General features: G+C 68.0%; 8 protein-coding genes. 2 read left to right on the top strand and 6 right to left on the bottom strand.

Features of this window, described 5'->3' with window-relative positions:
- Positions 1 to 44: 44 nt before the first annotated feature.
- Together ACWTPI_RS11110 and ACWTPI_RS11115 are read right to left on the bottom strand one after the other, a co-directional pair.
- Positions 45 to 938 (bottom strand): isoaspartyl peptidase/L-asparaginase family protein, encoded by an 894-nt coding sequence (locus tag ACWTPI_RS11110; protein ID WP_454732469.1) that lies wholly within the window; start codon positions 936 to 938, stop codon positions 45 to 47.
- Positions 939 to 1,000: 62 nt separating this feature from the next.
- Positions 1,001 to 2,014: a MurR/RpiR family transcriptional regulator gene (locus ACWTPI_RS11115; protein WP_020204580.1), complete on the bottom strand. Its 1,014-nt coding sequence runs from the start codon at positions 2,012 to 2,014 to the stop codon at positions 1,001 to 1,003.
- A gap of 372 nt (positions 2,015 to 2,386) precedes the next feature.
- Between ACWTPI_RS11115 and ACWTPI_RS11120 the strand changes: the two genes are divergently transcribed.
- Positions 2,387 to 4,327 carry an ATP-binding cassette domain-containing protein gene (locus tag ACWTPI_RS11120; RefSeq protein WP_454731690.1) on the top strand — a complete coding sequence of 647 codons (1,941 nt, stop codon included), beginning with the start codon at positions 2,387 to 2,389 and terminating at the stop codon, positions 4,325 to 4,327.
- Positions 4,328 to 5,283: 956 nt separating this feature from the next.
- Here ACWTPI_RS11120 and ACWTPI_RS11125 read toward each other — a convergent pair.
- From ACWTPI_RS11125 to alr, 3 genes are all read right to left on the bottom strand, one after another.
- Complete coding sequence (locus tag ACWTPI_RS11125) at positions 5,284 to 5,769, bottom strand: disulfide bond formation protein B (RefSeq protein WP_020202747.1); 486 nt, start codon at positions 5,767 to 5,769, stop codon at positions 5,284 to 5,286.
- 181 nt (positions 5,770 to 5,950) lie between these two features.
- A complete protein-coding gene (radA, locus tag ACWTPI_RS11130) occupies positions 5,951 to 7,312 on the bottom strand; it encodes a DNA repair protein RadA (protein WP_020202746.1) in 1,362 nt (453 codons plus the stop codon).
- A 208-nt stretch (positions 7,313 to 7,520) separates the two neighbouring features.
- Entirely contained in the window at positions 7,521 to 8,636 is a 1,116-nt protein-coding gene (gene alr, locus ACWTPI_RS11135) for an alanine racemase (protein ID WP_454731691.1), read from the bottom strand.
- A gap of 462 nt (positions 8,637 to 9,098) precedes the next feature.
- Here alr and lplT point away from each other — a divergent pair, with 462 nt between their 5' ends.
- On the top strand, positions 9,099 to 10,418 hold the full coding sequence (gene lplT, locus ACWTPI_RS11140; RefSeq protein ID WP_020202744.1) for a lysophospholipid transporter LplT: 1,320 nt from the start codon (positions 9,099 to 9,101) through the stop codon (positions 10,416 to 10,418).
- A 27-nt stretch (positions 10,419 to 10,445) separates the two neighbouring features.
- Here the strand turns inward: lplT and ACWTPI_RS11145 are convergent, their stop codons facing one another.
- Entirely contained in the window at positions 10,446 to 11,534 is a 1,089-nt protein-coding gene (locus ACWTPI_RS11145) for a fimbrial protein (protein ID WP_454731692.1), read from the bottom strand.
- Between the last annotated feature and the right edge of the window lie 37 nt (positions 11,535 to 11,571).

The raw sequence follows: 11,571 nt of genomic DNA on the forward strand, positions 1-11,571 counted from the left end.
TGATGCTGTTGATGCCGGGATGGATCGATGCCGCGCCTGCCGGCTCAACCGTAGATCCACACGTTGACCGCCTCGCCCACCCGGGCGAAACCGCGGTACATGCCTTCGGTGTTGAACGGCAGCGCGACGTTGCCGGCGCGGTCCACCGCGATCAGGCCGCCGCGGCCGTCGATGGCCGGCAGCTTCTCCATCACCACGCGGCGCGCGGCCTCGCCGAGCGGCAGGCCCGCGTAGCGCATCTGCGCGGCCACGTCGTAGGCCGCCACCGCGCGGATGAACATCTCGCCGGTGCCGGTGGCGGACACCGCGGCCACGTCGTCGGCATAACAGCCGGCGCCGATGATGGGCGTGTCGCCGACGCGGCCGACCTGCTTGTTGGTGACGCCGCCGGTGGAGGTGGCCGCGGCCAGGCGCCCCTGCGCGTCGCAGGCCACCGCGCCCACGGTGCCGAACTTGCTGTCGGGGTCGATGGGCTCGGCCGCGCGGCTGGCGGCGTCGTGGTCGAGCGCCGTGCCGGCGGTGCCGCGCGCGCGCTCCCATTGCTCGCGGCGCGCCTCGGTGAAGTAGTAGGCGGGCTCCACCAGTTCCAGGCCCCGCGCGCGCGCGAAAGCCTCGGCGCCGTCGCCGGCGAACAGCACGTGCTCGCTCTGCTCCATCACCGCGCGCGCGGCCAGCACCGGATTGCGCAGGCACTTGACGCAGGCCACCGCGCCGGCGGCGCGGGTGGCGCCGTCCATGATGGCGGCGTCGAGCTCGTAGGTGCCGGCGCGGGTCAGCACGGCGCCGCGGCCGGCATTGAACAGCGGGCAGTTCTCGAGCAGGCGCACGGCTTCGGTGACGGCGTCGAGCGCGCTGCCGCCGTCGGCCAGCACGCGCTGGCCGGCTTGCAGCACGCCGCCCAGCGCGGCGGTGTATTCCGCCTCCCTGGCGGGGCTCATGGCGGCACGGGTGATGGTGCCGGCGCCGCCGTGGATGGCGATCACAGGGGTAAGGTTGGGGTTCACGATGCGTCGGGAGTGGGTTTCTTGCGGCGCGCGGGCGCGCCCTTGGCGCGGCCTTCGGCTGCTTCGTCGTGGCGCTCGCGCGCGTCGCGGCCCTGGCCGGGCGGCGCGCCGTGCAGCCACGGCAGCAGGAATTCGGTCATCTCGGCGGCGGCCTTGACGGCGTGCGCGGCGCGGTGCGCCACGGCGCCGCACAGGCCTTCGATGAAAGCCAGCACGGCGGTGTCCGAGTTGGCGGAAAGCTGGCGGCCGGTGTGCGCGTACAGCGCGATGTCGGCCAGTGCCGCCAGCGGCGAGGTCGGCCCGTCGGTCAGCGCCACGATGCGCGCGCCGTGCGCGCGCGCGCGCCGCGCGATGGTCACGGTGTCGTACACGTAGCGCGGAAAGCCGATCACGATCAGCAGGTCGCTGGGCTGCAGCTTGAACAGCGCGCGCGCCGCGGTCGACGCGCCGCCCGCGCCCGACACCGAGATCACGGTGCGGCACGACAGGTCCAGCCCGTGCTGCAGCAGCCCGGCCAGGAAACCGCTCGCGCCGAAGCCCACCACGAACACGCGCTCGGCCGACAGGATGGCTTCCACCGCGCGCTCGCAGGACTCGGCATCGAGCCCGCGGCGCGTGGCCTCGAGATTGCGCACGTCCTCGTCGAGCGAGGCGGCGATGACCGCCGCCACCGTGGCCGGGCGCTCCAGTTCGGTGCGCAGCTTCTCGACCGGCGCCAGCGTGGCCTCGAAACCGCGCACCAGCTCGGTGCGGAACTGCGGATAGCCCTCGAAGCCGAGCGCGTGCGCGAAGCGGTTGGCGGTGGCCACCGAGACCTCCACCGCCGCCGCCAGTTCGTCGATGCGCATGGTGGCGGCACGGAACGGATTGCCCAGCACGTATTCGGCCATGCGCTGGTGCGCGGGCGTCAGCGTGGGCAGGGCGCGGGCGATGCGCTCGGTGATCGAGCCGTTGCCGTTCTTGCCGGAGGATCCGTTGGTGCCGGAATTGCCGGAGTTGCCGAGGGACATGGGTGCGGTTCTGGTTGACGGGATGCGCCGCCGCGAAGCCATGCACGAAAAAAAAGCATGCAGGCGGCGCGCATCTATGTAAATTAATTTACACGCAAAACGCGTACCATGAAAATAGAGTTTTACGCGGGCAAGGGTTTATACCTAGGCTGCTGTCTCCTTGCCATCCCTTTGCCGTCCCTGCGCGGCCACCGCCGGAGTCCGCGCGCGGCGGCCCGCCGAACCTCGCCGCCATCCTCCGCCATACGCCGCCGCGCGCCGCCATTTGACGGGCAGCATCATGCGAAGCGGCTACAATGCCGGGTTGACCCGTGCCATGCCGGGCCGGCCATCGCTCATCTCCGGCGGCTTTATCTCCAGCTTTCCCCTCCCGTGATCCGAATCGACCAGCTAGTCCTCCAGCGCGGCACCAAGGTGCTGTTCGACCACACCAGCGTGACGCTGAACCCCGGCGAGCGCGTCGGCCTCGTCGGCGCCAACGGCAGCGGCAAGTCGACCCTGTTCGCCATGCTGCGCGGCGAGCTGCATCCGGACGGCGGCGACGTCGCCATCCCGCCGCAGTGGCGCATCGCCCACGTGGCGCAGGAAACCCCGGCGGTCGCGCGCAGCGCGGTGGAATACACCATCGACGGCGACACCCGCCTGCGCGAGATCGAGGCGCGCATCGCCGCGGCCCAGGCCAGCGGCGACGGCACCGCCGAGGCCGACGCCCACGCCGCCTTCGCCGACGCCGACGGCTACACCGCACCGGCGCGCGCCGAGGCGCTGCTGCTGGGGCTGGGCTTCACGCTGGCGCAGGTGTCGCAGCCGGTGGCGTCGTTCTCGGGCGGCTGGCGCATGCGGCTGAACCTGGCGCAGGCGCTGATGTGCCCGTCCGACCTGCTGCTGCTCGACGAACCGACCAATCACCTGGACCTCGACGCCATCGTCTGGCTGGAAGACTGGCTGGCGCGCTATCCCGGCACGCTGGTGATGATTTCGCACGACCGCGAATTCCTCGACGCGATCTGCAACGTCACCGTGCACATCGAGAACCAGCAACTGCGCCGCTACGGCGGCAACTACACCCAGTTCGAGACGCTGCGCCTGCAGCAGATGGCGCTGCAGCAGTCGGCCTACTCGCGCCAGCAGAAAGAGATCGCCCACCTCGAATCGTTCATCACGCGCTTCAAGGCCAAGGCCACCAAGGCGCGCCAGGCGCAGAGCCGGGTCAAGGCGCTGGAGAAGATGGAGCGGCTGGCGCCGGTGCACATCGCCGCCGGCTTCGCCTTCGAGTTCCGCGAGCCGGACTCGGCGCCCAACCCGATGATGGTGCTCGAAGGCGTGGACTGCGGTTATCCGCCGCCCGCGCCCGGCGCGCCGCCCGTGACCATCCTGCACAACCTGTCGCTGTCGATCCAGACCGGCCAGCGCATCGGCCTGCTCGGCGCCAACGGCCAGGGCAAGTCCACGCTGGTGAAGACGCTGGCGGCCACGCAAGAACCCCTGGCCGGCAAGCTGCGCCAGGGCAAGGGCCTGCAGATCGGCTACTTCGCCCAGCACCAGCTGGAGACGCTGCGCGACCAGGACTCCCCGCTGCAGCACCTGGCGCGCCTGGCGCCGGAGACGCGCGAGCAGGAACTGCGCGACTTCCTCGGCAGCTTCAACTTCCGCGGCGACATGGCCACCGCGCCGATCGAGCCGTTCTCCGGCGGCGAGAAGGCGCGCCTGGCGCTGTCGCTGATCGTCTGGCAGAAGCCCAACCTGCTGCTGCTCGACGAACCGACCAACCACCTCGACCTCGACACCCGCGAAGCGCTGACGATGGCGCTGGCGCAGTTCGAAGGCACCCTGATCGTGGTCTCCCACGACCGCCACCTGCTGCGCGCCACCACCGACCAGTTCATGCTGGTCGGCGACGGCACCATGAAGCCGTTCGACGGCGACCTCGACGACTACCGCGACTGGCTGCTGCAACAGGCCGCGGCCAAGCGCAACGCCGCCAGCGCCGCGCAGGCCCCCGCCGCGGGCGACGGCGCCGCCGCGGTCAACCGCCGCGACCAGCGCCGCGCCGAAGCCGACGAACGCCAGCGCCTGACGCAGTTGCGCAAGCCGCTGACCAAGGAACTGGAAAAGGTGGAAAAGCGCATGGCCGTGCTGCAGCAGGCCAAGAGCGAGATCGATGCGTTCATGGCCGACGAGAGCAGTTATGCGGAGGGTAACAAGGGGAAGTTGATGGAGATGCTCAAGCGGCAGGGGGAAGTGGGGGGGGAACTTGATACGCTCGAGGAGCGTTGGCTGGAGTTGCAGGAGCAGATTGAGGGGATTGTTTGATTTTTTGGAAGGTTACTTCAATTTTAATGGCTTAATGTTAATGGCTTAATGTCAATGGCCACTTCTTAACGTCAACGGCTGAACGTCAACTGCTTAACTTCAAAGTCAAAGTCAAAGTCAAAGGCTTTCGCTCCCCCGGAGCGACCTACTTTCTTTTCCCCGAAAAGAAAGTAGGCAAAGAAAGCGGGCTGCCTGGCCGGCAGGGGCAGAGCCGAACAGGATTGCTGGTTGTTGGTGGTTTCGTGGTGGCGGTGGTGGTTCTGCAGGGATTCTGCCGGTACCGGTTTTGGTGGCCACGTTCTCTCGGGTGGTGTTCGATTCGTGGTGGCGCTGCATGATGGCATAGGCCCAGGCCCTTCGGGCTGCTGCCGCGACCGGAGCGGATGGGCTCGTCATAGAGACGGAGCTGGATTCGTGGTGGGCGCGGTGGCCCCCATTCGATCTCAGTGCCAAATGGTTTTGACTTGAGAGGCAATCCGGTTCAAAGCAACCCCGCACACCCGCGCGGGGTCCACCGCGCCCACCACGAAACCAGTGCCGGTGCTACGCCGTGACCGCCAGCACCGGTAACGGCAGATGGCCGAACCAGCAGTGCGCCCGCCATCATAGGTCTGACCCCGAAACCCATACCGCCAGCCAGATCGTGGCCGCTCGCACCGGTAACGGCAGGATGCCAGCAGAACCACCGGCCCCACGACGAAACCACCAACAAGAGAAATCCCAACGTTTCTGCCCCTGCCGGCCAGGCAGCCCGCTTTCTTTGCCTACTTTCTTTTCGGGGAAAAGAAAGTAGGTCGCTCCGGGGGAGCGAAAGCCTTTGACTTTGAAGTTAAGCAGTTGACGTTCAACCGTTGACATTCAGCCATTGAATTTGGCATTAATCCGCCGACGTCAAGCAATCAACATTAAACCGCCAACCTTAAAATCCCCCCAAACCCCAAAATAAAATCAAAAAACTACCGATAATTCCTCTCCCTCCGAATCATCCCCACCGCCAAAGTCGCAGTCAAAATAAATAACCAGATCAGCGACCAGGCCGGAATCGACAAACCAAAAATCGGCGGCAGCGGCGCCGTGCACAAGCCGTCCGAGTAAAACACCTGCGGCAGCAGCTTGGCGGTGGGCAGCCGGTTGACCCAGTTCTCGAGCGGGTCGATGCCGCAACTGGCCTTGGGGTTGAGCAGCAGCGACACGTGATAGCCGGCCACGGCGATGCCGCCGATGCCGGACAGCATGCCCAGCCCCTGCCACAGGCTGCGCGTGCTCTGCGCGATGGCGGCCAGTAGCGAGAAGATGCCGATGCCGACGAAGGCGAAACGCTGCATCACGCACAGCGGGCATGGCTGGTAGCCCTCCACGTGCTGCAGGTAGAGGGCATAGCCGACCAGGCCGAAGGAAATCACGGCGATCAACAGGAAGAAACTGCGCGAATTGGCTTGCATGGTTCAGTAGCGAATTGGACCCGGGGACCGGGCAGGACCGCGCATCGGTGTCGGCGCGCCGCAGGCCTGACGGCCGGACGTGCGCGATGCGAGGCTCATTATTACCGATTTTGCGCAGCGCGCCACGCACCGTGCGCGGCGCCGCAAACGCGCCTGTTGCGGCGGATTGACGCAGCGGCTCTCACTCCAGATGACGCACACGGTCGATGGCCTGCTCCAGCCGCTCGACCGCGATCACCTCGAGGCCGTCGATCGGCTGCTTGGGCGCGTTGGCGCGGGGAATCACCGCGGTGGTGAAGCCGAGCTTGGCGGCTTCGCGCAGGCGTTCCTGCCCGCGCGGGCTGGGCCGGATCTCGCCGGCCAGGCCGACTTCGCCGAACACCACCAGGCCGCGCGGCAGCGGCTTGTTGCGCATCGACGAATGGATCGCCAACAGCACCGCGAGGTCGGCCGCCGGCTCGGCGATCTTGACGCCGCCCACGGCGTTGAGGAACACGTCCTGGTCGAAGCAGGCGATGCCGGCATGGCGGTGCAACACCGCCAGCAGCATGGCCAGCCGGTTCTGCTCCAGCCCCACGGCCAGCCGGCGCGGGTTGGGCACCTGCGCGGCGTCGACCAGCGCCTGCACTTCCACCAGCAGCGGCCGCGTGCCTTCCTGCGTGACCAGCACGCAGGAGCCTGCCACCTGCTGCTCGTGCTGCGACAGAAACAGCGCCGACGGGTTGCTGATGCCGCGCAGGCCGCGCTCGGTCATGGCGAACACGCCCAGTTCGTTGACCGCGCCGAAGCGGTTCTTGAACGCGCGCACCAGGCGGTGCGAGGAATGGGTGTCGCCCTCGAAGTACAGCACGGTGTCGACGATGTGCTCGAGCACGCGCGGGCCGGCCAGCGCGCCTTCCTTGGTCACGTGGCCGACCAGGATGATGGTGGTGCCGCTGCCCTTGGCGATGCGCGTGAGCTGCGCCGCGCATTCGCGCACCTGGGCCACCGAGCCGGGCGCCGAGGTGAGCGCTTCGGAATACAGCGTCTGGATCGAGTCGATCACCGCCACCTCGGGTTTTTCCGCCTCCAGCGTGGCCTGGATCTTCTCCAGCTGGATCTCCGCCAGCAAGGCGAGCTGCGGGCTGTCCACGCCGAGGCGCTGGGCGCGCAGCGCGATCTGCGCGCCGGACTCCTCGCCGCTGACGTACAGCACGGGGCGCTCGGCGGCGAGGTTGGCCAGCGCCTGCAGCAGCAGCGTGGACTTGCCGATGCCGGGATCGCCGCCGATCAGCACCACCCCGCCGGCCACCAGCCCGCCGCCCAGCACGCGGTCGAATTCCTCGATGCCGCTGGAAAAGCGCGGCACGTCGGCCGCGTCGATCTCGGACAGGCGCTGCACGCGGGCCGAGGCGGCCAGCGGCGCGAAGCGCTTGGCCGACGCGGTCTCCGCCACGGTCTCGACCAGCGTGTTCCATTGCTGGCACTGCGGGCACTGGCCCTGCCAGCGCGGCGAGGTGCCGCCGCATTCGGTGCAGGTGTAGACGTTCTTTGGCTTGGCCAACTGGGATCCTCGGGGAAAACGGTGGAGACGGTGAAAGCGGTGGAAAACCACCGGAGCGACGGCGGCGGTGGCGGTGGCGGCGGCGACAACAAGACGCGGCGAAAAACCGCCGAAACAGGCGGGCGGAGGCGAAACAGCGCACGGACGGCGCGCCGCCGCCGGGCCAGGCAGGCCACGGGCCGGCGCCGGCCCGCCCGCGGCCCCGGCGTCAGGCCAGCGCGGCCTGCTCCGGCGCCGTCAGCGTCGCCACCGTGACCGGCACGCGCGGCGCCAGCGCGCACATCAGCTCGTAACCCACGGTGCCGCTGGCCGCGGCCACGTCGTCGATCGGCAGGCCCTGGCCCCACAGGGTCACGGCGCTGCCCACGCGGGCCTTGGGGCAAGGCGTGAGGTCGACGCAGATCATGTCCATCGAGACCCGGCCCACCAGGTTCGTGCGCACGCCGTCGACCAGCACCGGCGCCGGGTTGTCGCCCCAGCCGGCGGCATGGCGCGGGTAGCCGTCGGCATAACCGCAGGCCACCACGCCGATGCGCATGGCGCGGTCCGCCGTGAACAGCGAGCCGTAGCCGACGGTATCGCCGGGCTGGAGGTCCTGGACGGAGATCAGCTCGCTGTGCAGCGACATGGCCGGCTGCAGGCCGAAGCTGCTCACGTCGGCCGCCACCCCGGAGGGCGAGGCGCCGTACAGCACGATGCCCGGCCGCACCCAGGCGCGGTGCGCCTGGGGATGCCACAGCGTGGCGGCGGAGTTGGACAGGCTGGCCTCGCCCGGCAGGTTGGCCGTGGCGGCGTCGAACACCGCGAGCTGGTGCGCGATGCCGCGCGGGCTGTCGGCATCGGAGAAATGCGTCATATGCACGATGCTGCCCACGCACGGCAGGGCGCGCGCGCGCTCCCAGGCGGCGCGGTACTGGTCCGGGCGGAAGCCCAGGCGGTTCATGCCGGTATTGAGCTTGAGCTGGATCGCCAGCGGCCCCTTGGGGCGGCCGGCTTCCAGCATGCGCAGCTGTTCTTCGCAATGCACCGCGGTGGTGAGGCGGTATTGCTCCAGCAGCGGCACGTCCTGGGGCTGGAAGAAACCTTCCAGCAGCAGGATCGGGCCCTGCCAGCCAAGCTCGCGCAGCAGCACGGCTTCGTTCAGGTCGAGCAGGCCGAAGCCGTCGGCGGCGCGCAGGCCGGCAAAGGCGCGGCGGATGCCGTGGCCGTAGGCGTTGGCCTTGACCACGGCCCAGACGCGCGCTTCGGGTGCGCAGTGGCGCACGACTTCCAGGTTGTTGGCCAGGGCCGGTTGGTGGATGACGGCGTGAATGGGTCTAGGCATGGGATCGCTGTGGCTTCCAGGAGGCTGATGCGCGACGGCGCGGGAGGGGTCGGGGCCGGACCGAGGCCGGCCGGCAGGGGCCGCCCGCGGCCCGCGGATGCACCACATAGGGGAAGACCCGGTACGCGCTGCACGTCGCACAGACGTTATTTGAACACATCCGACTCAACATTTAGGGAATCGCAGCGCGCTTGCGCTGTCCAACCGGCGGCCCGGAGATGCTCGGAATCGCCTTATTTTCGTGTTATAAAGCCGGACGTTCCGACCATGTTTCAAAAGTGATGCAATATGTCAAACACGGTGAGGCAAGCTGCAAAGCACTCCCAGAGCTGGTCCGGGCATCACTTTGACAACGGCGCCAGCCCAGGTTCCCCGACGGCCTCCGGTGCCGCCGGCAACGCGGTCGTGACCGCGACCGTGACCGACTTGCACAGCAATTGCGATGGAGACAGAGTCCACAGTATGAAGAAGGGTTTTTATACCATCATGGCGGCGCAGTTCTTCTCCTCGCTGGCCGACAACGCGCTGCTGATCGCCGCCATCGCCCTTCTTACCGAGCTGCATTCCCCGCAGTGGATGACGCCGCTGCTCAAGCTGTTCTTCGTGCTGTCCTACGTGGTGCTGGCCGCCTTCGTGGGCGCCTTCGCCGACTCCATGCCGAAAGGCAAGGTGATGTTCATCACCAACACCATCAAGATCGCCGGCTGCGCCATCATGATGTTCGGGCTGCACCCGCTGCTCGCCTACGGCATCGTGGGCTTCGGCGCGGCCGCCTACTCGCCCGCCAAGTACGGCATTCTCACCGAGCTGCTGCCGCCGGAGCGGCTGGTGGCGGCCAACGGATGGATCGAGGGCCTCACGGTCGGCTCGATCATCCTCGGCACGGTGGTGGGCGGCGCGCTGATCTCGGTGCACATCTCCAAGGTGCTGCTCGGCTTCGACATGCCCTTCGTGGACACCGGCATCCACACCCCGGCCGAGGCGGCGATGGTGGTCATCATGCTGTTCTATGTGGTCGCCGCCATCTTCAACCTGTTCATCCCCGAGACCGGCGCGCGCTATCCGCAGCAGGAAAAGAATCCGATCAAGCTGATCGCCGAGTTCGCCGACTGCTTCACCGCCTTGTGGCGCGACAAGCTGGGCCAGATCTCGCTGGCCGTGACCACGCTGTTCTGGGGCGCGGGCGCCACGCTGCAGTTCATCGTGCTGAAGTGGGCCGAGAAGTCGCTGGAGCTGAACCTGTCTCAGGGCGCGCTGCTGCAGGCGGTGGTGGCGGTGGGCGTGGCGGTCGGCGCGATCCTGGCCGCGATGCGCATTCCGCTGCGCAAATCGCTGTCGGTGCTGCCGTTCGGCGTGGCGATGGGCGTGGTGGTGATGCTGATGGCCTTCTACACCAAGAACAGCCTGCCCGATGTCTCGTTCGACGTCCTCGGCATGCACATGCCGCTGTACATGGCCATCGCCTACCTGTTCCTGATGGTGGTGGGCGGCATGTCGGGCTACTTCGTGGTGCCGATGAACGCCCTGCTGCAGCACCGCGGCCACGTGCTGCTGTCCGCCGGCCACTCGATCGCGGTGCAGAACTTCAACGAGAACGTCTCGGTGCTGCTGATGCTGTGCCTGTACGCGCTGCTGATCAAGCTCAACGTGCCCATCGGCATCGTCATCGTGGCGTTCGGCATCTTCGTCTGCGTCACCATGACCCTGGTGATGCGCCAGCACCGCTACAACGTGCGCAACTTCGACTCGCTGGCGATGATCGGCGAGGACAAGCACCACTGACCCCGCCGCGCGCCTCTCTCCTTCTTCCTACCGGTAGTCGATCGTGAACATCACCGAGGTGTTGGCCTGCCCCGGCGTGATGGCTTCGCCGGTCTGCACGTAACGCGCCTGCAGCGCAATGGTGTAGCTGCCGCCGTCCACCGCGGCGGGCACGATGCCGCTCGGCATCACGCTGTGGTACGCCACCGGCGCGCCATCGGGCGAGGCGATCTGCAGCCCGACGCCGCCCGCCGCGGGCTTGGCCTCGCTGCCCGCGCTCAGCGCGACGATCCCCTTGGCCGCGTCCACCACCTCGGTGGCCGGCGTCAGCAGGAAACCGAGCTGGTTGCCGGTGCCGCTCACGTCGCCCAGCGCGCCGTTGTCGTAGGACACGCTCGCCGTGGCGCCATGAAACGCCGGGCAGTTCAGCAACCGGATGTCGAATGCTTCCCACCGCGTGCCGCTGCCGACGCCGGAGAAGTCGCCGGGATTGTGGACACCCATGGGAACCCTGACGTCGGGCGTGGCGCAGGTCTGCGACACGATGCTCAGGCTGCCGGTGAAGGCGATCTCGAATGCCGCGAGGTAATCGAAACCGGGGCCCTTGCGCCACTTCGAACTCACGCGCGGCAGCGATGCCCCGGCGACCGGGCCGCTGGCGGAAACCTTGCCGATCTTGATCAGCGAGACCTCGACGTATTGCGCCCCGACCGTATACTCGCAGCGAAGCAGGCAACTGATCGGAGCCATGCCCGGATAGAACTGGCCCGCGCGGGCGTCGCGGATGGCCACGCCGATGCCCGGCAGTCCCGTTTCGTACACCTTACCGGCGAACGGCCCTTGGTTCCAGGCGGCGGCTGGCTGGCTGGTGATCAGATCGAGGGCATTCTCGACCGTGGCGACTGCGTAGTTCTTGCACTCGATGCCCACCTCCTGCGCCGACACGGTCTGGCTGTAGATGACGGTGCCATCGGGCACGTCGCGGCCGATGGTCAACGCGCCGGCGGCCAGCGGCACGCTCAGGGTCGGCGGGGTAGGTGAGCCTTTCATCACATAGCAGTCGGGCGCGGCATTGGCGGCGCCAACCGCGCCCAGGCCGATCAGCAGTGCGACGAGATTGCGGAAATATGGCTTCATCTTCTTGTTCCTTCCTGTATGGCGCGGCCCCATCGCC

This window comes from Cupriavidus ulmosensis, from assembly GCF_977008105.1.

Bases quoted from the DNA above. Each gene is read 5' to 3' on its own strand.
- ACWTPI_RS11110 (WP_454732469.1), bottom strand. From the start codon at position 938: ATGAGCCCCGCCAGGGAGGCGGAATACACCGCCGCGCTGGGCGGCGTG.
- ACWTPI_RS11115 (WP_020204580.1), bottom strand. From the start codon at position 2,014: ATGTCCCTCGGCAACTCCGGCAATTCCGGCACCAACGGATCCTCCGGC.
- ACWTPI_RS11125 (WP_020202747.1), bottom strand. From the start codon at position 5,769: ATGCAAGCCAATTCGCGCAGTTTCTTCCTGTTGATCGCCGTGATTTCC.
- alr (WP_454731691.1), bottom strand. From the start codon at position 8,636: ATGCCTAGACCCATTCACGCCGTCATCCACCAACCGGCCCTGGCCAAC.
- lplT (WP_020202744.1), top strand. From the start codon at position 9,099: ATGAAGAAGGGTTTTTATACCATCATGGCGGCGCAGTTCTTCTCCTCG.
- ACWTPI_RS11145 (WP_454731692.1), bottom strand. From the start codon at position 11,534: ATGAAGCCATATTTCCGCAATCTCGTCGCACTGCTGATCGGCCTGGGC.